General features: G+C 54.5%; 19 protein-coding genes and 4 tRNA genes. 1 reads left to right on the top strand and 22 read right to left on the bottom strand.

The window, feature by feature from the left end; genetic code table 11:
* Positions 1 to 445 precede the first annotated feature (445 nt).
* The 11 genes from thiF to ACE418_RS04930 form a co-directional block, all read right to left on the bottom strand.
* Positions 446 to 1,243: a sulfur carrier protein ThiS adenylyltransferase ThiF gene (thiF, locus tag ACE418_RS04980; RefSeq protein WP_416449577.1), complete on the bottom strand. Its 798-nt coding sequence runs from the start codon at positions 1,241 to 1,243 to the stop codon at positions 446 to 448.
* Positions 1,244 to 1,356: 113 nt separating this feature from the next.
* Positions 1,357 to 1,521: a hypothetical protein gene (locus tag ACE418_RS04975; protein WP_020311326.1), complete on the bottom strand. Its 165-nt coding sequence runs from the start codon at positions 1,519 to 1,521 to the stop codon at positions 1,357 to 1,359.
* Positions 1,522 to 1,792: 271 nt separating this feature from the next.
* Positions 1,793 to 2,299 carry an anaerobic ribonucleoside-triphosphate reductase activating protein gene (nrdG, locus tag ACE418_RS04970; RefSeq protein ID WP_416449576.1) on the bottom strand — a complete coding sequence of 169 codons (507 nt, stop codon included), beginning with the start codon at positions 2,297 to 2,299 and terminating at the stop codon, positions 1,793 to 1,795.
* 13 nt (positions 2,300 to 2,312) lie between these two features.
* Positions 2,313 to 4,463, bottom strand: a complete 2,151-nt coding sequence (gene nrdD, locus ACE418_RS04965) for an anaerobic ribonucleoside-triphosphate reductase (RefSeq protein ID WP_416449575.1) — start codon at positions 4,461 to 4,463, stop codon at positions 2,313 to 2,315.
* Between the two features lie 269 nt (positions 4,464 to 4,732).
* Positions 4,733 to 5,443: a tRNA threonylcarbamoyladenosine dehydratase gene (locus ACE418_RS04960; RefSeq protein ID WP_416449574.1), complete on the bottom strand. Its 711-nt coding sequence runs from the start codon at positions 5,441 to 5,443 to the stop codon at positions 4,733 to 4,735.
* Between the two features lie 3 nt (positions 5,444 to 5,446).
* Positions 5,447 to 5,809 carry a VOC family protein gene (locus tag ACE418_RS04955; protein ID WP_020311321.1) on the bottom strand — a complete coding sequence of 121 codons (363 nt, stop codon included), beginning with the start codon at positions 5,807 to 5,809 and terminating at the stop codon, positions 5,447 to 5,449.
* A gap of 16 nt (positions 5,810 to 5,825) precedes the next feature.
* Positions 5,826 to 6,308: a YbaK/EbsC family protein gene (locus ACE418_RS04950; protein WP_416449573.1), complete on the bottom strand. Its 483-nt coding sequence runs from the start codon at positions 6,306 to 6,308 to the stop codon at positions 5,826 to 5,828.
* Positions 6,309 to 6,360: 52 nt separating this feature from the next.
* Positions 6,361 to 9,405 carry an AAA family ATPase gene (locus ACE418_RS04945; RefSeq protein ID WP_416449572.1) on the bottom strand — a complete coding sequence of 1,015 codons (3,045 nt, stop codon included), beginning with the start codon at positions 9,403 to 9,405 and terminating at the stop codon, positions 6,361 to 6,363.
* Entirely contained in the window at positions 9,402 to 10,547 is a 1,146-nt protein-coding gene (locus ACE418_RS04940; RefSeq protein ID WP_416449571.1) for an exonuclease SbcCD subunit D, read from the bottom strand. Before ACE418_RS04940 ends, ACE418_RS04945 begins: the two co-directional genes overlap by 4 nt.
* A gap of 20 nt (positions 10,548 to 10,567) precedes the next feature.
* Positions 10,568 to 11,398 carry a deoxyribonuclease IV gene (locus tag ACE418_RS04935; protein WP_416449570.1) on the bottom strand — a complete coding sequence of 277 codons (831 nt, stop codon included), beginning with the start codon at positions 11,396 to 11,398 and terminating at the stop codon, positions 10,568 to 10,570.
* Between the two features lie 109 nt (positions 11,399 to 11,507).
* The gene (locus ACE418_RS04930; RefSeq protein WP_298590298.1) at positions 11,508 to 11,918 is read right to left on the bottom strand and encodes a Fur family transcriptional regulator; all 411 of its coding nucleotides are present in this window, start codon (positions 11,916 to 11,918) and stop codon (positions 11,508 to 11,510) included.
* Between the two features lie 194 nt (positions 11,919 to 12,112).
* Here ACE418_RS04930 and ACE418_RS04925 point away from each other — a divergent pair, with 194 nt between their 5' ends.
* Entirely contained in the window at positions 12,113 to 14,278 is a 2,166-nt protein-coding gene (locus ACE418_RS04925; protein WP_416449569.1) for a Tex family protein, read from the top strand.
* Between the two features lie 196 nt (positions 14,279 to 14,474).
* Here ACE418_RS04925 and ACE418_RS04920 read toward each other — a convergent pair whose 3' ends face one another.
* The 11 genes from ACE418_RS04920 to ACE418_RS04870 all read right to left on the bottom strand — a co-directional run bounded on the left by ACE418_RS04920 (position 14,475) and on the right by ACE418_RS04870 (position 24,441).
* A complete protein-coding gene (locus ACE418_RS04920) occupies positions 14,475 to 15,788 on the bottom strand; it encodes a zinc ribbon domain-containing protein (protein ID WP_416449568.1) in 1,314 nt (437 codons plus the stop codon).
* Between the two features lie 55 nt (positions 15,789 to 15,843).
* Positions 15,844 to 16,764 carry an alpha/beta hydrolase gene (locus ACE418_RS04915; protein ID WP_416449567.1) on the bottom strand — a complete coding sequence of 307 codons (921 nt, stop codon included), beginning with the start codon at positions 16,762 to 16,764 and terminating at the stop codon, positions 15,844 to 15,846.
* Positions 16,765 to 17,325: 561 nt separating this feature from the next.
* Positions 17,326 to 17,417 (bottom strand) — tRNA-Ser (locus tag ACE418_RS04910).
* A 54-nt stretch (positions 17,418 to 17,471) separates the two neighbouring features.
* Positions 17,472 to 17,548 (bottom strand) — tRNA-Pro (locus tag ACE418_RS04905).
* A 64-nt stretch (positions 17,549 to 17,612) separates the two neighbouring features.
* Positions 17,613 to 18,032 carry a C-GCAxxG-C-C family protein gene (locus tag ACE418_RS04900; RefSeq protein WP_416449566.1) on the bottom strand — a complete coding sequence of 140 codons (420 nt, stop codon included), beginning with the start codon at positions 18,030 to 18,032 and terminating at the stop codon, positions 17,613 to 17,615.
* 146 nt (positions 18,033 to 18,178) lie between these two features.
* A tRNA-Ser gene (locus ACE418_RS04895) sits at positions 18,179 to 18,270 on the bottom strand.
* 70 nt (positions 18,271 to 18,340) lie between these two features.
* A tRNA-Pro gene (locus ACE418_RS04890) sits at positions 18,341 to 18,417 on the bottom strand.
* 58 nt (positions 18,418 to 18,475) lie between these two features.
* Complete coding sequence (locus ACE418_RS04885; RefSeq protein WP_416449565.1) at positions 18,476 to 19,174, bottom strand: TerC family protein; 699 nt, start codon at positions 19,172 to 19,174, stop codon at positions 18,476 to 18,478.
* Positions 19,175 to 19,567: 393 nt separating this feature from the next.
* Positions 19,568 to 20,851, bottom strand: coding sequence for a nickel-dependent lactate racemase (larA, locus tag ACE418_RS04880; RefSeq protein ID WP_416449564.1), 1,284 nt, complete (start codon positions 20,849 to 20,851; stop codon positions 19,568 to 19,570).
* A 143-nt stretch (positions 20,852 to 20,994) separates the two neighbouring features.
* Positions 20,995 to 22,416 (bottom strand): FAD-binding oxidoreductase, encoded by a 1,422-nt coding sequence (locus ACE418_RS04875; RefSeq protein ID WP_416449563.1) that lies wholly within the window; start codon positions 22,414 to 22,416, stop codon positions 20,995 to 20,997.
* A 477-nt stretch (positions 22,417 to 22,893) separates the two neighbouring features.
* Positions 22,894 to 24,441 (bottom strand): L-lactate permease, encoded by a 1,548-nt coding sequence (locus tag ACE418_RS04870; RefSeq protein ID WP_416449562.1) that lies wholly within the window; start codon positions 24,439 to 24,441, stop codon positions 22,894 to 22,896.
* Positions 24,442 to 24,932 lie beyond the last annotated feature (491 nt).

Raw genomic sequence — 24,932 nt, 5'->3', positions numbered from 1 at the left:
TCACCTGCTTTCCCCAGCTCCCCTGCAAAGGCCCTTTTCATCTATTATAACAAGAATCCCAGGAAACAAAAAGAGGAGCCCTTTCGTAAGCCAATCGCCTCGTGGAACCCTCGGCTCGTAAAAACCTGCCATTATACTTGAATGGGATGTGATGGAATCTCTCTAGCGGGCTTCCCACGGGAAGCCCCTACGCACAAGGCCGCTGGCCGTGTATTTTTTCGCAATCTGTGGGCGCATTCACCTCCATCGCCTGTATGCGATTCCGTAGGGGCCGTCCCAGAGCTTATCTGCCCTGTCAGGTACAGGCCAATTACCCTGGTAGATGGCAGCGGCGGGCGGCCCGCTACGCGCTGAGGGCTTCCCGAAGCGTCGTTGTCAGTTTGAGTTTGTCGCGGCGAAGCCGCATCTGAGTCCGAGTATGCAGGGTGAGCCGCTTTTTCCAGCATTACAAGACGTCGACCAGGAGCTGCAGGATCAGGTTGGCTTCGTGGCCGGCGCAGATGGCAACTCTGGGGGCCATGAGGCCGCGTCCGGGCTTGGCGTTCCGCGTCTGGTCGCCGCAGATGTAGAAGTGGCTGGTGATTTTTTTCGTCACGATGGCATTGCTGTCGCCGTAGCCGGCCATGCCGGAGGCGGAGACGATATATTTATCGGGACACTGTTCCAGGATGGTGTGGACGAGCATGGTCTTGGCATCAGGGTTGTCGAAGGCTTCGCAGATGATCTGGTCGTCTTTCAGGATGGTCGGCACGTTGTCTTCGGTGAGGCGGACGAAGTCCGTACGGACGTCGATAAAGGGATTGATGTCGGCAATCTGCCGGGCCAGAGCGTCGGTCTTGCGCTGTCCCAGGTCGCGGACCATGTAGGACTGGCGGTTCAGGTTGCTGGCATCGACAGTATCGAAGTCGATGAGGTGCAGATGGCCGACGCCGGTCCGGGCCAGGTAGACGGCGGCGTTGGATCCCAGGCCGCCGAGGCCGCAGATGGCGACGCGGCCGGCGCTGACTTTCTGATGGACTTTCGGCGTATGGCGGGAACACATCATGCCTTCCAGGGCTTCTTTCGGCGGCAGGCGGTCTTTAGGGATGAAGTAGATTTCATCGCCTTCTTTCAGGGCCAGGTTCTCGGTCGTGGCAAAGCCGTTGACGATGGTGATTTCCTGGCCGCTGCCATAGGCGGCTTTCAGGTCGTCCAGGTGATCACAGGGACAATTCATTTTCTTTCCGTTCAATACTAACTGCATGGTATACACCCCTCGTAGCAAAATAAAAACGCACGACGTCTGACACCTTAGGTGGTGTCCCCGTCGTGCGTCTTGTTCTTATATCCTTAGTGTAGCCGTTTTCACAGCCCCTGTCAATCTTTCTTTTCGGCCTGAGCTCCTTCTTTCAGGCGTTTGAGCTGGCGCTGTTCTTCCGGAGGAAGCGATACGCCACAGCAGCCGCCGCTGGAATTGCTGGCATAGCCTTTAAAGACTTCAGAGACGATATTCTTTACTTTTTTCACCGATTCCACAACCATGAGAAGCCCTCCTTTTTTGAAAGTCAAGGCTGTCGAATAAATTCGCCAGCCTAGCAGACCGCAGGTCACGAGCCACGAGCCACGAGCCACGAGCCACGAGCCACGAGCCACGAGCCACGAGCCACGAGCCACGAGCCACGAGCCACGACCTGCGTTAATCACCATGATTCAGGCGGGCGCCCCACGTGGTCGCCCCTACATGTTGTATTATATCAGAAAAAAAGTTTATTGTAAATAATATCAATGGATAATGTTTATTACTTATTTGTCATCAGCGGCCGTCGGGCCATACCAGGGTGATCTGGCCGCTGGTTCTTGTCGCTTTGAGGTCGATGACGCGCTGGTTCGAGGAGCCGCGGAAATAGAGGCCCGGGTCTTTCAGGTCGTCGACAAAGGGGCCGTCGACGAGGACGTCGCAGACATCCAAGAGGGCTTTTTTCTGCGGGTCCGCAATGATTTCGTCATACGTGAAGCCCGAGTAGACCCACACCGATTTATCGGGCATAGCCTGTTTGACTGTTTTGACGATCTGCGTCAGCCCTTCCGTGTTTTCCATCGGTTCGCCGCCGAGGAGGGTCAGGCCGCTGTTAGTCGGGGCGCTGAGCCAGGAAAGCAGCTGTTCCATTTCGGTCTGCGTCCATTCTTGTCCGGCCTGCGGGTCCTGGTATTCCGGATTAAAGCAGTTGAAGCAGTGGCGCGAACAGCCGGTGACGAAAATCGTCGAACGGATGCCCGGCCCGTTGGCAATATCATATTGCCGCATCTGTGCATAATGCAAGTCAAGTCACCTCTTAGATATGGAGGACGCGGCTCTTGATTTCCTGCGTCCGCCCTTCATTCCAGAAATTTTCGCCCAAGTAGCCGCAGGTCCGGCGGATGACCGTCAGTTTATTGCGGTCTTTGTTGTGGCAGCGCGGGCATTCCCATTCGTTATCATCATTGAGGATGATTTCGCCGTCAAAGCCACATTCATGGCAGTAGTCCAGTTTGGTGTTGAATTCGCCGTAAGCGATGTGGTCATAGATGTACTGGACCATGGTCAGGACGGCCGGGATATTGTGGGTCATGTTGGGGATTTCGGCATAGCTGATGCAGCCGCCCGTCGATTTTTCTTCAAAATCGGCTTCAAAGGAGAACTTGTCAAAGACATTGATCGGTTCGCGGACGTCGACGTGATAGCTGTTGGTGTAATAGCCTTTATCCGTGACGTCAGGGATGGAGCCGAAGCGGGCTTTATCGATCTTGCAGAAGAGATTGGTCAGATTTTCAGCCGGCGTGCCGTAGAGGGCAAAGCCGATATTCGTTTCTTTCTTCCACTTCTGGATGTGGGCGTTGAGGTCGTCCATGATGCGCATGGCGAACTTCCGGCCTTCCGGCGTCGTGTGCGAGCAGTGCTTGGTCAGTACCGTCGCTTCATAGATACCGATATAGCCCAGGGACAAGGTCGCATAGCCGCCGTAAATGAATTTTTCAATGGTTTCGCCGGGCTTCAGGCGGGCAATGGCGCCGTACTGCCAGTGGATAGGCGATACGTCGGACGTAATGCGTTTGAGCAGGTCGACGCGCAGGAGCAGGGCTTTCTTGCAGAGTTCCAGGCGTTTGTCGAGGATCTGGAAGAATTTTTCTTCATCCCCGTCGGCGAGGATGCCGATCTGCGGCAGGTTGATGGAGACGACGCCCATGTTGAAGCGGCCGTCGAATTTATAGTTGCCATTTTCATCTTTCCAGGGGCTGAGGAAGGAGCGGCAGCCCATGGGGCTGAAGACGTTGCCTTCATAGGTTTCGCGCATCTTCTTGGCCGAAATGTAGTCAGGATACATGCGTTTCGCCGTACATTCGGCAGCCAGTTTGGTCAGATAGAAGTACGGGCTGCCTTCGCGGACGTTGTGTTCGTCCAGGACGTAAATGAGTTTCGGGAAGGCCGGCGTGACGTAGACGTTGGCTTCGTTCTTGATGCCCTGGATGCGCTGGCGCAGGAGTTCTTCGTCGATGAGGGCGGCTTCCCGGGCATATTCGTAGTCCGGCTTGAAGTACATGAACAGCGTGACGAAAGGCGCCTGGCCGTTGGTCGTCATGAGCGTGTTGATCTGGTACTGGATGGTCTGGATGCCGTCCTTGATTTCCTTCTTCGTCCGTTTCCAGGCGATTTCTTCGGCTTTTTCCATATCCGGTTCGATGCCGTAGACTTCGCGCTGTTCTTCGACGACGGCTTTCATGTATTTCTGGAAGGATTTACGGACGTACGGAGCCAGGATGCGGTCGATGCCGTTAATGGACTGGCCGCCGTACTGGCCGCTGGCGACCTGAGCGATAATCTGCGTCGTCACCGTGCAGGCTACCTGGAAGGATTTCGGCGTGTCGATTTTCTTGCCGTTGATGACCGTCCCGTTGGCCAGCATGTCTTCCAGATTGATGAGACAGCAGTTGAACATGGGCTGGATGATGTAATCCATGTCATGGAAGTGGATAGCGCCGCTGTCATGGGCCTGGACGATGTCAGCCGGAATGAGCTTGCGGCGGGCAATATCCTTGGATACTTCGCCGGCGATGAGGTCGCGCTGCGTCGATACGACGTGGCCGTTCTTGTTGGAGTTTTCGTCGAGGACTTCCAGGTTGGTGTTATTCAGCAGGCCGAATACATCATCGTCAGTCGTATTGGTCTGGCGCTTGAAGGCCTGGATGGTCTTGTAGTTTTCGTAAGCCCGGGCCGTTGCCGGATTGTTGTATTTCAACAAACGGTAGTAGACCTGGTCTTCAATGGCGTAGATAGTCAGGTCCTTCTGGATAGAAGCAGCATAATCTTCGATTTCACTGGCAATCTGAGCAGCCTGCCCTTCTTCGTAAATACCGCTGCTGCTGTTCATGGCCTTTTCAATAGCAACCGTGATCTTATCGCGATTGAAGGGCACTCGTTCTCCATTGCGCTTGATTACTTCTAACATATGTCTACCTCCACAGTATATAGTATATAGCATGTATATTATTTCCTGCCACCCACAACATATATGGTGCGGCCCGTTTTTTTACATGCCTAATGATACTATATATAGTAGGAGATGTCAATGCGCATATACTCCATCATGTTGTGGACAAGTTAGGACTAGTTTTTATCAAAATCGCTGGCAGGCCTTGAAAGAACAACAAAAGAGCTGCGCTTTTCCAGCCGCAGCCCTTGTGCATAACTAGCAAAAATTTTCTTTGGGTCTCAAGCTCAGTCCAAATCCAGTAGGTCGCGCACGACGGCACCGGCCAGGATCATGCCCGCCGTCGACGGAACAAAAGAAATGCTGCCCGGACTGGGACGTACTTCCTCGCTGCCGGTGAATGGCTTATGCGGGACTTCCGTCGAATAGGCTACTTTGATACGGCGGATGTGGCGCTTCTTCAATTCCCGGCGCATGATCTTGGCCAGGGGGTCGACGCTGGTCTTCTCGATGTAATCGAGCTGGAAATATTCCGGATGGAGCTTATTTCCTGCCCCCATGGAGGATACGACGGGGATGCCACTGTGGTAGGCTTCGTCGATGATAGCGATCTTAGCGCTCATCGTGTCGACGGCATCGACGACGTAATCGGCGCCGGAATTGGCAATGAAGCCTTTATGGCTGTCGGGCAAATAGAACGTCGCATGAGTCTCGACATCGATGTCGGGATTGATGGACAAGAGGCGTTCCTTCATGACTTCGACTTTAGGCCGGCCAAGGGTCTGGACCGTCGCCCCGAGCTGGCGGTTGATATTGGACGGGTCGAAGACGTCGGCATCGACCAGGATGAGATGGCCCACGCCGGCCCGGCCCAGGGCTTCGACGACAGCGGATCCGACACCGCCGACGCCGAAGATGAGGACCTTTTTCGTATCTAATTCGTCCACCTTATCCTGGCCGATGAGGCGGGCTGTCCGCTGCGTATATTCCTTCTTCATCGCTTAGCGCTCCGGAATGATTTCCAGCCAGTAGCCGTCGGGGTCGACGATGAAATAAATGCCCATGGCCGGATTTTGATAGACGACGCAGCCCATGTCTTTATGCTTGGCCAGGGCCGCATCCATATCCTTGACGGCAAAGGCCGTGTGGAATTCATTTTCGCCGAGATTATACGGTTCCTTGCGGTCTTTGAGACAGGTCAGTTCCAGCTGGAAATCGGACACGCCGTCGCCGAGGTAGACGATGGTGAAATCCGGGTTCTCGATGCGGCTGACTTCGGTCAGGCCCAGGGCTTCTTTATAGAAGTCCATGCTGCGCTGGAGATTCAAAACGTTGAAATTGGTGTGCTTAAAGGTGAATTGCATACTACTACCCCCTTTTTTATTGGTTCTCTTCCTGCCAGCCCTTGGATACGTCGACCCATTCCTTGGCATGGGAATAGGTTTCCAGTTCGGGCAGTGTCAGTTCGATGGCACTATTGGCGGTCCCGCAGGCCGGAAAGACAGTCTGGAATCGTTTGAGCGATTCGTCCAGGAAGACATCGACACCTTCGTTGATGGCGAAGGGACAGACGCCGCCGACGGGATGGCCGATGAGCCGTTCCACGTCGCCGGCCTTGATCATGGTCGCCTTCTTATGGAAGCGTTCTTTGAACTTATGGTTGTCCACGCGGGCATCACCGGCAAAAAGGACCAGGATCGGATGGTCGCCGATGAGGAAGGACATGGACTTAGCAATGCGCCGGCCTTCCGTATGAAGGGCTGCCGCCGCTTCTTCGACGGTCGCACTGGACTGGTCGAGTTCCATGACCCGGTCTGCTATCCCCCACTGGGCAAAATAGTCGCGTACTTTTTGAATAGACACGTTGCTCCCCCTCTCAATTCGTTATGATTGTATTATATACTAATCACGGCGCTCAGGCAAACTCAAAGGATGACGTACTGCCCCGGTCGGTCTTGTGGACGGCCAGGCGGGCGTCGATGCGTTCCTTCAGTTCCGGTACATGGGAAATGATGCCGACCAGGCGGCCGCCGCTGCGCAGGGACGACAACGTCTTCAGGGCATAATCCAAGGTTTCGCTATCGAGGGTACCGAAGCCTTCGTCGATGAACATCGTATCCAGGTGGATGCCGCCGGAATAGGCCTGGACGACATCGGCCAGGCCCAGGGCCAGGGACAGGGAGGCCAGGAAGGTCTCGCCGCCGGACAGGGTATTGGCCGGCCGGGCATAGCCCGTATAGTTGTCATAGACTTCGATATCCAGGCCGATCTGTTTGACCCGCTTGTCGTCCCACGACCGGGAACGCTGCAGGCTGTAGCGCTGACGGCTCATGCCCTGCAGGCGGCCGTTGGCGGCGGCCAGGACTTCGTCGAGGAGGGCGCCGAGGACGTAGCGTTCAAAATTGATGCCCGTCTGCTTGCCGGCGATGAGTTCATAGACGGCGCCGACAGTCTTATAGGCTTCGGTCAGGTCCCGGCCTTCCTGCTGCAGCGAGACAAGGGCTGCTTTTACCTGCTGCCAGCGCTGATACTGCGCGGCCAGGCTGCCTTTTTCTTCGACTAAGGCCTGGCTGACTTTTTCAGCTTCGGCCAAAGCCGCCTGCGCCGCTGCCACGTCGGGCCGGGACTGGCTGCCGATAGCCTTCTCTTCCTGAGCCAGCTGGCCCTGTACCTGCTGGACCTGCGTGTCATACTGGCGGACAGCGGCTTCCAGTTCCGGGATCTGGTGGACAGCGGCCTGCATGGCCCGGCAGGCCTTGACGCTCTCGAAACCGGCAGCCAGGACGCGGTCCCGCAGGGCCTGGACGCCCTGACTGAAGCGGTCCCGCAGCAATTCGACCTGGTGCTGCCAGTTCTGCGCTTCCTGCTGCTGGCTGGCCGCCTGGCGTTCGCCGGCGACGACGGCGTCACGGTAACGCTGCAGGTCCTTTTCGTAAGCCGTGATAGCCTGGCTTAAGGCATCCAGGCGCTGCTGCAAGGCCTGCAGGTCGCGATAGGCTTCGGGAAGGTCCGCTTCCAGGCGGGCCTTCGTTTCCGCCGCCTTGGCCGCCGCAGTCCGGGCCTGTTCAGCGGCCGTCCGGGCCGCGTCTTCCTCCCTTTCCCAGCGGGCCAGCCGGGTCTGGCCGGCGGCGACGGCCTTTTTGAGGGCTTCGCCAACCTGTACCTGCTGCTGCAGGCTTTCCATGGCGTTCCGGGCCTTATCGGCCTTGTCCTGCCAATCGGCCAGGGTCCCGTCCTGGGGATACTGGCGGCGCAGGGCCTGGTACTGCTCCTTCAAGGCCTGATAGCGGGTCTCATCGGCTTTGGCTGTCACTTCCCATTGCTGGCGTTTGGCTTCGCTGGCATCGGCCCGTTTCTGGTGCTGTTCGACGTCGCGTCGTTCCGGCAGAGAGTCCGGGCGCACGGCCGGCATGGGATGGGCTGCCGAACCGCAGACCGGGCAGGGTTTCCCCTCTTCCAGTTCCGACGCCAGGACAGCGGCCTGGGCCTGCAGGAACAGGACCCGGACGCTTTCATAGGCGATGCGCTCTTCCCGGGCCTTGGCAGCGGCCTTTTCCAAAAAGGCCTGGCTATGCTGCCATTGTTTCTGTGCGTCTTTCAGCTGTGTTTCCAAAGAAGCGGCTTCGCCTTCGCGCTGGAGCCGGTCGCTCAGGGCCTGCCAACGGGCTTTGGCCTGTTCCGCCGCTACGGCCTGTTCGGCCAGGCCGGCGACGGCATCCTGGGTCTTATCAAGGGCCTGTTTTTCCGCTTCCTTCTTTTTCCTCGCCTGGTCCCAGCGCGCCCCGGCTTCGGCCGCCGCCTTGCGGCATCGGCTTTCTTCGAGGCAGCAGTCCCGGTAGGAACCGGCTTTTTCCTGCAGTCCCGTCAGCTGGACCCGTTCTTCACAGGCAGCCTTATAGCCGCTTTCACGAGCCGAAAGGGCGGTCAGCTGCTGCCGGGCTTCATCCAGGTCCTTCTGGGCCTTTTCAGCCAGTTTACGCGCTTTTTCAGCGGCCTGATGAGCCTCTTTCCCCTCTTTTTCCAGGTCATCGAGATGGCGGCACGGTTCCGCCAGGATTTCCGCCTGGCGCAGGATAGCGATGGTATCCCGCTTTTCCTGGAACTGCTCAGCCTGATTCTGGAGCTGCGCCGCTTCCCGGCGTTTCTGGTCCCGCAGCAGCCAATGGTTTTCCAACGTCTGGGCAGCCTGGAAGGCGGCCTGACAAGTCTTGCGCCGGGCTTCGGCATCGTGGCACTGTTTATCGACGGCTTCGCCTTTAGCCTGCCAGGCTTTCTCTTTATCCGGCAGTTCTTCTTCGCTGTCAATGCCCAGATCGGCCAGGCACTGTTCCCGCCGCTGGCGGACCTGCTCATACTGGCTGGCCAGGGTATCGTGGCGGGCTTTGGCCAGTTCCTGGAGCCGCGCATAGCGCTGGGTATGGAAGAGGGTCTGCATGATCTGCTGGCGCTCGCTGGAACCGGCCAGGAGGAGCTTGCGGAAGTCGCCCTGCGGCAGGAGGACGACCTGGCGGAACTGGTCGGCCTTGAAACCCAGCAGCCTTTCGACGGCAGCCGTCACATTCTTGGCAGCCAGGAGCTGTTCCTGGTCCCCCTTTTCGTCCGTTTCATATAAGGCGGCCTGGGCGGAGGCTTTCTTCAGGCCTGTGCCGCGTTTCTTGGCGATTTCCTGTTCCGGGCTGCGGTCGATGCGGTAGTATTTCCGGCCGATGGCAAAGCGGAAGGACACAGCTGTCGCTTCCTGGGGCGATGCGTATTCACTGCGCATGTGGGCGCCGGTGCGGCTGTCACCGCTGGTGCTGCCGTAGAGGGCATAGCACATGGCATCGAGGATGGTCGTCTTGCCCGATCCCGTCGGCCCATAGATGAGGAAGAGTTTATGGTCACCCAGCTCGCGGAAGTCGACGATTTCCTGGCCGGCATAAGGGCCAAAGGCATTCATTTCTAAGTAAATCGGAATCATAACAGGCTGCCTCCCTTTTCTAATTCGTCCCACAAGGTACGGACACAGTCCTGCTCGGCTTCGGTCAAAGGCTGTTCCGGCCGCATGGCCTGGGCAAAGCTGGTAAATAATTCCTGTTCCGTCACCTGCTGTACATCGAAGTCGCGCTGTCCCGCAGCCTGGGTATTGCGGTTGGGCATTTCCAGGGCCATGGCGTTCGGGTATTTGCGCCGCAGGCGGGCCATGCCGTCGAGGATGGGCTGGCTGTCGTCGAGTCGGGCCAGGATGAAATCATCGGGCCTGTCGTCATCGCCAGCCATGATGGCCTCGAAGGTACCGCTGACGATGCGCACGTCGTGGCGCGGCACGAGATCCCGGAAGGCCAGGTCTACCTGCCCGTCCGGCCCGATGTCGGCGATGACGGCGCCTTTATGCTGGCGGGCTTCGCCGAACGAGTATTTGAGCAGGCTGCCGGCATAGCGGATGGTATCGCTCGTGACTTTCTGCGGCCCATGGAGATGGCCCAGGGCCGTATAGGTGAAGGACGCAAAGAGGTCGCTCGTCACCTGATCCGTCCCGCCGATGGACAAGGGCCGTTCCGAATCACTGGCTATACCGCCGGCGACGAAGGCATGGGCGACACAGACCGTGCGCGCGCCTTCCGGGACCTGACTGCCCTGCCAGTCGAGGAGGGCAGCCATAGCCTGCTGATGGCTGCGGACCGCTTCCTGGCCGAGGCACTGCCGGACGACAGCCGGCTCAGCATAAGGAACGGTCAGGAAAGCGACAGGGCCGGCGCCATCGTCCAGGACGACGGGCCCCGTGAGCCGCTCCAGTTCGCCAGCCATATAGAGTCCCTGCGGCGCCAGGAGGCGGCTGGCAAAGGACAGGCGGGCCGGACTGTCGTGATTGCCGCTGATGACCAGGAAGGGGACGTGCAGGTCCGCCGTGATTTTCGTGGCTACGTCATCGAAGAGTTCGACGGCTTCGGCCGGCGGCAGGCTGCGGTCATAGACGTCGCCAGCCAAGACGACGGCGTCGATGCCTTCGTCCCGTATCATGGGCAGGAGCTGCTGTTCCAGGACATAGGCCTGGTCTTCGGTCAGATAATTCCCATAGAATAATTTTCCTAAATGCCAGTCGGCTGTATGTAAGATACGCATGGAATACCTCCTTACCAAGGTTACTGCTGCAGCGACCGCAGCAGGGCGATTTCCCGGGCATAGCCTGCCATATCATTGGGCGTTTCCAGATAAAAGGGCAAATCCTTTAGGGCCGGATGGTTGACGATGGCCCGGAAGGATTCCAGGCCGATATGGCCCTGGCCGATCTTTTCGTGGCGGTCCTTATGGCTGGCCAGCTCGTTCTTGCTGTCGTTCACGTGGACGGCTTTCAGGCGGTCCAGGCCGATGACTTTGTCAAAGGTTGTCAACACGTCGTCCAGGTGGTGGACGATATCGTAGCCGCCGTCAAAGACGTGGCACGTATCGAGGCAGACGCCGATTTTATCGTTCATGGCCACTTTGTCGATGATGGCCGCCAGTTCTTCAAAGGTCCGGCCCACTTCGGTCCCCTTGCCGGCCATCATTTCCAGGAGGACCGTCGTCTTTTGACCGGGGAACATGCAGGTATTGAGCATGTCGGCAATGAGGGCGATGCCCGTTTCAGCCCCTTGTCCGACGTGGCTGCCGGGGTGGAAATTATAGCGGCAGTTGTCGACGTATTCCAGGCGGCGCAGGTCGTCGGCCATGGCCTGTCTGGCGAAGTCCCGCGTCTTGGCCGTCTTCGAGCAGCCGTTCAGGGTATACGGTGCATGGGCCAGGATGGGCGCGAAGTGATGCTCCGCCATGAGCCGGTTCAGGGCCTGTATGTCATCGACATCCAGTTTGCGGACGCCGCTGCCGCGGGGATTGCGGGAGAAGAACTGGAACGTATCTGCCCCTATAGATAAAGCTTCGTCACCCATGTGCAAAAATCCTTGTGAAACCGATAAATGACATCCAATATGTAACATATTTTTTCTTCCTCCTGCACGGCGAATGATAAAAAGGCTGCCGCACAAAGCCCGTCCGGCCTCGTGCAGCAGCCCCTATCCCTAGACTATATTAAAAATCAAACGTATCCTACGATTTTTCCCGGCAATCCGGGCAAATACCAACAAACGAAATGCTGACACCATTGACGACGAAGCCGCTCTGTTCGGCAGCAATCTTGCGCAATCCCTCCTGATCCATGTCGATATCGATGACGCGGTTGCACTTTTCACAACGGATATGGGCATGGGGCGTCGTATTATAATCATAACGATGCGCATCTTCAGCACACTGCAATACCTGGACCACGCCGATCTTGGCAAAGATTTCCATGGTCTTATAAACCGTGGCCAGACTCATCGACGGATAATTAGGCTGCAATATCTTATAAATCGCCTCGGCATTGGGATGCGTCGGATTGTGGTTGATGGCTTCGTACACAGCCAGGCGCTGCGGTGTCACTTTATAGCCGTTCTTTCGCAAAACTTCAGCAATTTCCATTTTTATCCCCCTTTCTTGGAAAACTGTGGTATAATAAGATATTCTAGCTTTATTCTAGCTTTGAATCATATAGAATACTGGAGAGTATCCTGTATTATATTGTAACGGTTATTAAGAAAAATTTCAATGTTTTACGCGAAATTCTTCTTATACAATAAGTAATATTGACTATTTTGTCAGGAAGGAATGTAATCATGACAGAGGAAACGATGATCGCTGAAATCGCCAGGACCCTGGGTATCCGCCCATCCCAAGTCCAATCTGCCCTTTCCCTCTTTGCCCAGGGCAATACTATTCCCTTCATCGCCCGCTATCGGAAAGAAGCGACAGGGACCCTCGATGAAGTACAGCTGCGCTGCATCCAGGAGCAATATGACTATGAACAGGCCCTGGCCAGCCGCAAAGAAACAGTCCGCCAGTCCATCATGGACCAGGGCTGCTGGAATGACGACCTGGCCCGGAGCCTGGAAGCGGCCCGGCAGCTCCAGGACGTCGAAGACCTCTACCTGCCTTATAAGCCCAAAAAGCGGACCAAGGCCTCCATGGCCCGCGAAGCCGGCCTGGAACCGCTGGCCGACTGCTTTGCCAGTCAGGATCCCAAGGGCCCGGCCCCGGAGGATGCTGCCCTGCCCTTTCTCAGCGATGACGTGCCGACCGTCGAAGACGCCATCCAGGGAGCCGCCAACATTTTGGCTGAACGCTTTTCGGAACGGGCTGATTTCCGCCGCCGCCTGCGCCGTGAACTGTGGCAGCAGGCCCGCCTGACCTGCAGCCTGCAAGTCGAAGAAAGCGAAGCCGGCCCGATGCTGACTTATGCCGACTTCAGCGAACGCGTCGCCCGTATCCCGAGCTACCGCGTCCTGGCCATCAATCGCGGCGAAAATGAAAAAAAACTGAAAGTCAGCTTAAAAGAACCGGCAGACCGCCACATCGAACTGCTCTGCCAGCTGGTCATCGACAGGCCCTCGCCGTATGACCAGATTCTGCGCGATGCCGCCGCCGATAGTTATAAGCGCCTCATCTCGCCGCAGATGGAACGGGAAATCCGCAATGAACTGACGGCACAGGCTGAAAAACAGGCCATTGACGTCTTTGCCGAGAACCTGCGCCATCTCTTATTGCAGCCGCCCTTTGCCGGCCAGATCATCCTGGGCCTGGACCCGGGTTTCCGGACGGGCTGTAAAGCCGCCGTCATCAGCGCGACAGGCCAGGTCCTCGACTACGGCACGTACTACCTGACCCAGTCGGAACAGCAGAAGCGCAAGAGCGCAGCCAGCCTGGCCAACATGATACGCCGCCACGACGTCACCCTCATTTCCATCGGCAACGGGACGGCTTCGTATGAAACGGAACAATTCGTATCCCACCTCATCGAAGACTATCACCTGACCTGCCGTTACGTCATCGCCAACGAAGCCGGCGCCTCCGTCTATTCGGCATCGGATCTGGCCCGGGAAGAACTGCCGGACCTGGACGTCACCATCCGCGGCGCCGTCTCCATCGCCCGACGCATCCAGGACCCCCTGGCCGAATCGGTCAAGATCGACCCGCGGGCCATCGGCGTCGGCCAGTATCAGCACGACGTCAACCAGAAAGCCTTGTCGTCCGCCCTGGACCAGGTCGTCACGTCCGTCGTCAACTATGTCGGCGTCGACCTCAATACGGCATCACCGGCCCTCTTGCAGCACATCGCCGGCCTGACAGCGGCGACGGCCGGCAACATCGTCGCCTACCGCAACGAGAACGGCCCCTTCCGGGACCGGCAGGACCTGCTCAAGGTCCCCCGCCTGGGTCCGGCGACCTTCACGCAGTGCGCCGGTTTCCTGCGCATCAAAGACGGGACGGAACCGCTGGACAATACGTCGGTCCATCCCGAATCATACGGCCTGGCCGAAAAGATAGCCGGCCACTACGGGTTGAGCCATGACGATCTCAAGGACCCGGAAAAACTGGCCGTCCTGCGCGATAAGATCCAGATGAACGCCGCTCCCAAGCTGGCCGCCTCCCTCGGTGCCGGCGAACCGACGATCAAAGACATCCTGGAAGAGCTGCGCAAGCCCGGCCGCGATGTCCGCAGCGAGTTCCCGAAACCGCTGACGCGCCGCCACGTCCTGTCCCTGTCGGACCTGCAGATTGGCACCGTCGTCCGCGGTACCGTCCAGAACGTCGTCGATTTCGGCGCCTTCGTCGACTTCGGCCTCAAGACGCCGGGACTGGTACACCGGTCCCAGCTGAGCCGCCACCCCTTCCGCCATCCGACGGACGTCGTCCACGCCGGCGACATCGTCGAAGCCGAAATCATCAGCGTCGACGCCGCCCGCGGCCGCATCGGATTGTCCATGAAAAAAGTGAAGAAATGAGCGTGAAAAAGGAGCTGTCGCATCGCGACAGCTCCTTTTTAGGGGTTAGCAGCTGGTTTTAAATTTTAAAGTTTTTCTGTAGGGGCGACCACGTGGGGCGCCCGCCCCGGGATATGGGTGATTCACCATTCAGCCGTAGGCCCGCCCAGAGGGCGGCCCCTACGAACCACTAGCCACTAGCCACTAGCCACTAGCATTATAAACTATTCCATTCATCGTTGAGTTTATCGTAACGGTCCGATGCGGCCTGGCCGCGCTGGAAGCCTGGACGGTAATCCTGGCCGCGCTGGCTGGCGCTGACGCCGTCATAGAGGCCGCGGATGCGGTCCTGTTCGGCCTGGAAGAGAGCATCGAGTTTATATTTCATAGCCGTATTGTCGATAGACGTATCGTTGTCCAGCTGGCTGCGGGTCTTGGAAATCTGGATGTACAGCGTATTGGCCCGGCTGGTGAATTCGCGATTGCCCTTGAAGTCCTGGTGGTTGTTCAAGTAGGTATTGATATCGCCGGCTAATTTGCTGATATCTTCATTGAACAAGTCCTTGCTGCTGGCATAAGACGCCAGGATCTGCTTATCCGGATTAGCCTTGGCTTCAGGCTGCGGCGTTTCGTCCGGCTTGGTCTGGACGCTGACATATTTTTCCAGATAGCTGGCCAGGTCATCGCCATCGACGGCGGCTGTGAAATCCGCACCGAGGACCTTGATGGTCCGCGCCGTCTTCTTGGCTTTCTGGACTTCATCGCGCAGGTCATCTAATTTTTCGCTGATAGCATCATCAGACGGATTTTCGGCAATCGTCATGGCCGTGTCATACATGGCCATCTGGTCGCGCATGACTTCGCGGATGGCCTGGTCATCGGCCGTATACTGGTCGGGAACGGTCTTGGGCTGATAATTCTTGGCCATCTTTTCGACATTCTTGCGGCTCTTTTCCAAATCCTTGACCAGCGAATCGACATCGTCGCCTTTGCTCTTCTGGCTCAGGCGCTTGGCCGTAGTGGTAACCGATTCATTTTCCGAAGCCAGCTGCTGTGACAGGGACACAGCATCCTTCACGTAGTCGCCGCTGTTATGACGGCCGTAAAAATGGAGCCCTACAGCCGCGGCAATCGCTAAGATGACGACGAGTACGACGGCAATGATGGCTTTCTGGTAGCGCACGTAAAAAGGCTTTTCCTGGAAAGGCGGCGGTGTCGGCCGGCCCGGCATGACGGGCCTTTCCATCGGCTGCGGCGGCCGCTGCGGCTCTTCGTCCCGGACCGGTTCCCGATGCTTATGGACAAAGGTTTCCGTCCCCGTCGCTTCATCGATGACCGGTTCGTCATCGTCCATTTCCGGCAGTTCAGCGCCGCAGAAAGGGCAGAATTTCCCATCGACACTCACCCATTTGCCACATTCCGGACAAATCCGTTTCTTCGGCTCCTCTTGCAGCAGCTGTTCAGCGCCGCAAGCCTGGCAAAAGCGGTCATCGTCCTGCAAGGGCGCCCCGCAGTGTTGACATTTCTTCATAAAAACACATCCTTTACTTAGCGTAAGTACATGCTTCTAGTATAAGCCATTTCCTTCAGTCTTGCAAAAAATCGGCCATGCGCCGGTAGGTGTCACAGATTTCGTCGTAACATAATTTTTCAAAATTGAGATACGAATGGACCATGTTGTCGTAATTGTAGGTTTCGGCCCGGACACCTTTGTCAGCCAGCCGGCGCACGTAATCGCGGCCTTCGTCGCGGAAGGGGCAGAACTGGGTCGTCAGGACCAGCGTGTCCGGCATATCTGCCGATAATTCGCCAAAGAGGGGCGACGCAGCCCGGCGGTCGTCACCGGGACGGAAGCACTGGTTGAAATACCAGGTCATCTTGGCCGGCGTAAAACCTGTCTGGGTATTGCAGTTCTCCTGGACTGACGGGAAAGAATGGGTCATATCCAGGCAGGGATAGACCAGGATCTGATGAGTCAGCGGAATCGATTTGTCGTGCTGCAGGGCCTGGCTCGTATAGGCTGCCATGCAGCCGCCGGCGCTGTCGCCGCACAAGGTCAGGTCCGCTTCATAAGGAATCTGCCATTCGTGGAGCACAGGCAGGGCTTTCCGGGCTACGGCCAGGGCATCTTCATACGCCGCCGGGTACGGATTTTCCGGTGCCAGGCGGTATTCCGGCGAAATGACGATATGCTGCGTTGCCTGGGCAATGCGGCGGCAGACCGGGTCGTAGACAGAGACGGTATCGATGGCAAAGCCGCCGCCATGATAGTAAATCAGGACCGGCAGAGGCCGGCTCGTGTCGGGAATATAAATGCGGACCGGCACGTCGTAAACCTCACAGCCATCCAGCACCGTATCGACGACCGATGCCATAGGTACTTTCGGCAGTTCCTGGTCCCAAGCCGTATGCAGCGACGCTTCGCGCATGGTAATCGGCGTCATGACAAAATCATCACTCGTATGGGCAGCAATAAAAGCTGCCAGTTCCGTTTTAATTGCACTCATCGTAAACCCCTCTTTCCCTTTCTTATATAGTTTTTAATTGTAACACAAAACAGCCCGTATGAATAGATATAAAAAAAAGGGCTTGTCGCACGACGACAAGCCCTTTAAAGTTGTTAGTGGCTAGCAGTTAGTTGTTAGCGAATGGCTTTAAATTTGAAGGTTTTCTCTGCAAACTACAAACTCTGTGCTACAAACTATAAAGTAAACAGGGCCTCGCATGCTGGCAGAAACATTCATGCGACAGTCCCTTTTTACGTTGATCGTAGGTCGTTCATCGTTTGTCGTATGGGATTAAAAATAGCAATCCATCGCGATGAACGATGAACTACGAACGAAAAACTTTTAAGTTGAAGGGACCTCGCATGATAGCAGAAGCCTTCGTGCGACAGCCCCTTTTAAGTGGCTAGTGGCTAGTGGCTAGTTGTTAGTGGCTAGCGGATGGTTTTAAATTTAAAAGCCATTACTTCAAACATTATACATCAACCCTCAAACATAAAAGAAAAAGGAACCTCTCATGATGACCTAAGCCTTCATGAGATAGTTCCCTCTAAAAGTCCTGTGTGGCGGAGAGCGTGGGATTTGAACCCACGATAGAGCGTTCGCCCTATACATGATTTCCAATCATGCTCCTTCAGCCGCTCGGACAGCTCTCCGCGTCTTACATATCTTTCCTGACATCTTCGGGATAAATGCCGATATGTAAAGTATGGTCGGGGCGACAGGATTTGAACCTGCGACCTCTTAGTCCCGAACCAAGCGCGCTACCAAACTGCGCTACGCCCCGTTGACCTGACTTATACATAATACCATATCCACGAAAAAAGTCAAGGAAAAATTTGAATCATAAATTAGGCCAGCTTCTTTTCCCGGATGAAATCGAGGAGCATAGCCGACGTATCGGCCATGAGGTCGCCGCACGATACGGGGCCGCCGTTGGCCGGGCTCTTGAGGACGCGGCAGCACGTCGCATGGAAGCGATCGAGCCAGATTTTCTGGAATTCCCGTACCGGCTGATTGACTTCGGCCTTCGTCTTTTCTTCCGGCGTCGTACGGCCGACGAGACAGCCCAGAACCAGACAAGCCCCGTTCAAGGCCCCGCAAAGGCAGCCCGAACCGGCCACGCCGCCACCGAGGACGGATACCATGCGCAGCGTTTCCGGCGGCAGCTTCAAATCCAGACAATCATTGCAGACCTTGACTACCGTTTCAGCACAATTATTCCCAGCCTGCTGGTACTGTGCCGCCAATTCTTTCACCTTTTCCATCATAAGACCTCCTTTAAAAGTTTTTCGTTCGTAGTTCATCGTTCATCGTGAAGGGGTATATTTTTAATCCCGTACGACCTACGATAAACGACCTACGACCTACGTAAAAAAGGCACTGTCTTCGTGCGACAGCGCCTTTTTGTGCATTTTGGCGGAGAGCGTGGGATTTGAACCCACGATAGAGCGTTCGCCCTATACATGATTTCCAATCATGCTCCTTCAGCCACTCGGACAGCTCTCCATGGCTTACACATTGTTAGATTATGCAGTTGTTTGATGCCCTCGGGATCGACATCCAATGTGTAAAAATATGGTCGGGGCGACAGGATTTGAACCTGCGACCTCTTAGTCCCGAACCAAGCGCGCTACCAAACTGCGCTACGCCCCGTTACCTGACTTGTATATAATACCATATTGGAAGAAAAAGTCAAGCTTTTTTTCTCGTGTCAGGCGACAACTTCTCTATTTTTGTGAATCCGCTTCCAAAAGAAGCCGCCGGCAATGGTAATGACCAGCAGGATGATTTTCAGTTCCGTCGGATTTTCGGCAGCCAGGCTGACGTACTGGGCCAGGTAATGGTCCGTCGCCATCATGCCGCCCGAAGCCCAGCCGAGGATGGCTCCGCCGATATAGATGAGGATAGGGAAACGGTTCATGACCTTGACGACGATGGTGCTGCCAAAGACGATGATCGGCACGGAAATGAGCATGCCGAACATGAGCAGGCCCCAATGGTTATCAGTGACGCCGACGATGCCCAGGACGTTGTCGAGGCTCATGAGGGCGTCGGCCATGATGATGGTCCGCACAGCCGCCCAGAGGGAGTCTTTGGCTTCGACATGAACGTCTTCTTCCTGGTCATCGGCACCGATGAGCTTGATACCGATGAGGACCAGCAAGATAGCCCCTACGGTCTTCAGGAAGGGAATCTGGAAGAGCCAGGATACGATGAAAGCCATGATGAAACGCATGCAGATGGCTCCGGCCGTGCCGTACAAAATGGCCCGCTTCTGCAAATGCTTGGGCAGATTCTTGGCAGCCATGCCGATGACGATGGAATTATCGCCGCCCAAGGCCAAGTCGATGAGTACGACCTGCAAAATCATAGTAATATCAAAGACAAGCGTCGATTCTAACCCTTCCAAGGTAAGTCCCCCTTATACGTTAAGACAAATTTATATCTTATCTATTATATGATAATTACGATGGGATAGCAAGAAAAAGGGCTTGTCGCACGACGACAAGCCCTTTAAAGTGGTTAGTGGCTAGCAGTTAGTTGTTAGCGGATGGCTTTAAATTTGAAGGTTTTCTCTGCAAACTACAAACTCTGTTGCTACAAACTATAAAGTAAATGGGGCCTAGCATGAAAGCAAAAGCCTTCGTGCGACAGCGCCTTTTTCTGTAGGGGCGTCCACGTGGGACGCCCGCTCACACAAATCAAGTCCACAAGTATCTCACATATTCCCGGCGGGCTCGCCACGTGCGAGCCCCTACTAACGAGCCCCTACAAACACCGTATTACGAACGAGGAACGGCTCTTATTTTACGATGACCGATACGCCATCGGGGATGACCGTGATTTTCGGATCCGTAATGCCTTTTTTCGCCAAGACGTCTTTGGCCATAGCCAGGGCATCGTCGATGGAGGCAGCGTATTTCATGTGCATGTCTTCGATCATCTGCTGCGGAGCTTCGGTGACCATGATGATGGTGAATTTCAAGAGCATACGCATGAGGATCTGAGCTTCCCACTGGTCGAAGACCGTTTCGTTGCGGCCGCGGGCCAGGATTTCGTCCATGGCTTTCTGGATGGATTCGGCATTCTTCAGGTTGTTGTAGAAATCTTCACCGCCATGACCGTCGGAGCAGGACGATACGTCGATGATGACGCCGCCTTCCTTGCAGGTTGCTTCAGCAGCGGTCATACCTTTGACGGACTGGTAAATGTTCTGGTCCAGGGGATATCCGCCATTAGTGGTGATGACGATGTCTGCCGGAACGGGTTTGACACCAGCCAGTTTCATTTCAAAATCAGCCCCGGCATAGTGTGCTTTTTCGCGGTCGCCGGCAAAAGCAGCGATGACTTTCTTGTCGGCGTCGATGACGACGTTGCAGATGAAGGCTAATTTAGCCGCTTTGGCTGCATAGAGCATATCTTCGTGGATTGGGTTGCCCTGCAAGATCCCCGTGCGGGCATGGGGGCTGTTGATGAATTCCGAGCAATGGTTGGCCAGGACCGTAACCTTGCTGGCGATACCAGGCAGGACGGATTTACGGCCGCCCGACATACCGGCGAAGAAATGCGGTTCGATGAAGCCTTCGGAAATGAGCAGGTCTGCATTGGCAGCTAATTTGTTGATACGGCAATCGCCGCCGGACGGCAGGGTGCCGATACTGACCATATCTTCGTCGTTGCGGCTGACATGGATGACGAATTTTTCATGTTCGGCGATTTCTTTGCCGTACTTGTCAATCAATTCTTCCTTCGTCGTAGCCCGATGCATGCCCGTAGCGATGAGGATGGTAATGTCGATATCGGGGTTCCCTTTCCGAAGTTCTGCCAAGAGCTGAGGCATGATGATGTGACTCGGTACCGGCCGGGTATGGTCACTGGAAATAATGACGCAGTTCTTCTTCCCCTTTGCCAATTCGCTCAATTTTGGGCTGCCAATAGGGTTAGCCAGGGCATCGGCGACAAGTTCCGCTTCCGATTTCGGTGCTTTGTATTCATGGGCGTGAGAAACGAGGACACCGGCGACCTGTTCTTCCGGCAGTTCGAGTTTGATTTTTTCTTTGCCAAAGGGCAAGTTAAATGTATGCATACATGCACATCCTTTCTTAGTTCATTGCTATCTATATGATTGTGAATAGCCTGTAATTATATAAACATTATGTTTTAGAATGATAAAAAGGAAAAAGGGCAAAGCCTTGCGCCTTGCCCTTTCCTTTAGTATGTAACTGTGAATTATTCTTCGACAGGAACTTCGTCGTTGATGCTGACAACTTTGCCCGGATTCATGATGTTCTTCGGATCCAGTGCTTTCTTGACAGCTTTCATCATCTTGAGTTCAACCGGGTCGGTGTATTTTTCAAGAAGTGCTTCACGTTTGTAGCCAATGCCGTGTTCGCCGGAGAGACGGCCGCCGAGTTTGTAAACGAGAGCGTAGATTTCGCCCTGGATCTTCGGAAGCATTTCTTCCCATTCTTCCTGTGTACGGTCATCTTTCAGGATATCGATATGGACGTTGCCGTCGCCGCAGTGGCCAGCGCAGTGCATAGCAACTTTATATTTTTCGGAGAGGCGGGAAATCTGCTGTACAGCGCCCGGGATTTCCGTCATCGGAACGACGATATCTTCCATGGAGAAGACTAAGCTGCGAGCACGGTCAGCTTCGAGGTAAGCTTTACGGGATTTCCAAATAACAGCCGGGTCAGCAACCAAGGAGTCGATAGCATTGTTGTTTTCAGCCAAATCGACGATCTTTTCACACTGATCCATGAGGACGTCTTCGTTGTCGCCAGCGATCTGGATGATGATGTAGTTACCAACATCGGATTTCGGCAGTTTTTCATCGAGGAAGATTTCGACCTGTTTGATGGAAGCGTTATCCATGAATTCTACGCAGACCGGAGTGATACCAGCGTTCATGACTTTCGGTGTCAAAGCGATAGCGTCGTCGAGGTTGTCGAATACAACCAGGAGGTCCTGCTGGTATTTCGGGAGAGCAACCAGTTTGAGGTAAACTTTGGTGATGATGCCGAGAGTACCTTCAGAACCGATGAAGAGGTGCATCAGCATGTAGCCTGTAGCGTTCTTACGGAATTTACCGCCGAGGGTTACGACTTCGCCAGTCGGGGTTACGACTTCCATGCCCATGACCTGGTCACGAGTTACGCCATATTTAACAGCACGGTTGCCGCCAGCGTTGGTTGCAACGTTACCGCCGATGAAGCAGGAGTCCCCACTGCAGGGGTCGCCGCCGTAGAAGAGGCCTTCCTTCTGGACTGCGTCCTGGAGGACAGACGTCGTAACACCGGCTTCGGAAACACAAACCATGTTGTCTTTATCGATTTCGAGGATTTTGTTCATACGTTCAATGGAGATGATGACGCCGCCGAAGGTAGCAACAGCACCAGCTGCCAAGCCTGTACCAGCTGCACGAGGAACCATGACCGTATCGTTATCATAGCAGAGCTTAACGACTTTGGAAACTTCTTCGGTAGTAGCCGGAAGAACAACGACCTGCGGTTCTTTCATGTAATGGGGGTCCGTTACTTCGTCATGGGAATACGGTTCGAGTTTATCTTTGTCCGTATAAACATACTTTTCGCCGACGATCTGTTTGAACTGTTCAATTAACTCCGGGGAAACTTTACCTTTTGCCATAATACATACCTCCAAATAATTAAAATTATAAGCCTAACACTTATTGCTTCGTCCAGTCATGACAACTGGATTTAAGACCGAATATAACGAAAGTATAAATTCATGTATTGTTTTTATCTCTCGTTTATCTCTTACGGGTATTATTATACTCTACTTCTTCATGCATGTAAATTACATTTGCACATTTTACGCATATCATTTTTCGATTGATTCATCGTGTTCTATGACAACTTATCATAAGAACTGTTGATTTTTAAATAATCTAAAACAAAACGTAAAATTTTAAACAGCATTTATTTTTTCTTTTCTCAATCTATGCATTTAAGTAATATGTTATTATTCCCGTAAGGAAATGTTTCGCATATAGAACATTTCACATCCGATTATATCACATTGTTTAATATAGAAAAAGGTATGCTACATGGATATGTAGCATACCTTTTTATGCATCTCTGCTATATAGCGTTTTCTATTCGCTTAGTTGACTAAGAAGGGAACGACACTCGGAGCGACGATGGTAATGATACCTGCAATGACGAGCATGAACAGGCAGTAACCAACCGTACCGCGCATGACTTCGCCTTCCTTACCTTCAGCAACAGCACCGACAGCGCCAATGCCAAGAGCGATACTCTGCGGCGAAAGCATCTTGCCGATACAACCACCGAGGGAGCTGGCACCAGCAAGCCACGGCTGGCTCATGCCCAGGCTGGATGCAACGGATGTCTGCAACGGCCCGAAGAGGACGTTGGCGTTCGTGCAGGACCCGGTAATGAAAGCACCTAAGCCGCCGACAAACGGAGCAACGATAGGATATGCATTACCTGTTGCGAATACGAGAGCATCAGCGATTTCCTTGGTCATGCCGGAGTAGGTCATAATCTTAGCGACGACGACGACGGCGATGATGGTCAGGTACGTGAAGCGCAGACCGACGAAGTTATCTTTGAAGACCTGAGCGATCTTACCGATGGAAGCACCCTGATAGAGGCCGCCGAGGATGGTGGCGATGAAAATCATGACGCCAGGAACAGCAATCCAGGTGAAGGTGTAAGGTTTAGCACCCGGGCCGGCATAGATAGGAACCGTCGTTTTAATCGAAGCCAGCGGACCGTTGATGAACGGGAACAGTTTCGACGTACCGACGAGGAATACGAAGATAAGGATGAAGATCATAGCTGCTTTGACGCCTTCACCAAAGGAAACGGCTTTCTGATTCGATGTGTCAATATCGAACTTGTATTCCGGATTGCTTGTCGTCTTGCAAGCACGGGAATAGAGGACGATGACAGCCATGATGATGATGGACGAAACCATGACCGGCAGTTCAGCACCGATAGTCATGGAAATGAACAGTTCCGGAATAGCCAGGGCCAAGCCGGAGAGCAGGGTTACGATACCGACGCCTTTGATGGCTTTGATACCGCCGCCGATGCAGATGACGATCAGGAACGGAGCGATGAGGTCAGGAATAAAGGATACAATCGAGACTTTCGTAGCCAGGACGCCGGCGTCCAAACCCGTTACAGCAGCCATGGTCGTCGTCGGGATACCGATGGACCCGAAGGACGGTGCTACAGCGTTGGAAATCAAGCAGGCGACGATAGTCTTGATCGGCGGATAACCGAGGGCAACCAGCATAGCAGCCGGAATAGCAACAGCAGTACCAAAACCTGCCATGCCTTCCATGAACGTCCCGAAGCCCCAAGCGATGAGCAGGAATACGACACGTTTATCTTCACTGACAGTGGTCAGCATCTGTTTGATGACTTCCAGGCTGCCTGTTGCTACCGTCAATTTGTAAGCGAACAGGGCCATGATGATGACCAGCAAGATCGGCCAGCATGCCAGGGCTACGCCTTCGAGGGCTGCCGAAATGGCAATAGGAACTGACATATTATAACAGAATACAGCGACAACAAATGCGATGATAGCCGCGATTGGGCACGCTTTCCAACCGGCCATCTTCAAGAACCCCAATGCTACGATTAGGAATAGGATTGGGAGCAAGGCCAATATAACCATTACATACCACCCTTTCATAGAAAAAATACGTTTCACGCCTCTAACAGGCGGGGCTTATTCATGAACGAACCACGAATAACGCCATTTCTCACTTAGATTGCATCCGGATACAAGCTCTATGCTGTTATTATATACCTCAATGTCATATTTGTAAATTACATTCGGACATGAGCGTATACCTATTTTCGATATAGCGCACACCAATGTTTACTATTTTGCATATTACTGCACTAAAATGTGGAGTTTATAAGCCATGAATAATCATTTATCATTTTATAAATGATTATATGTAATTTGTCGTTTTATGTGTAAATCGCATAGCCCGTTTAAGTTGTTAGTGGCTAGTAGTTAGTGGTTAGCAGAGGGCTTTTAATTTAAACCATCCGTTAACTGCTAGCAGCTAGCCGCTGACTGCAAAAAAGGGGCTGTCGCACGAAGGTTTTTGCCATCATGCGAGGCCCCTTCAACTTAAAAGTTTTTCGTTCGTAGTT

Origin of the sequence: Megasphaera jansseni, assembly GCF_047974155.1 — a bacterium.
Taxonomy (GTDB): Bacteria; Bacillota; Negativicutes; order Veillonellales; family Megasphaeraceae; genus Megasphaera.
This window is presented reverse-complemented; position numbering and strand designations above follow the sequence as displayed.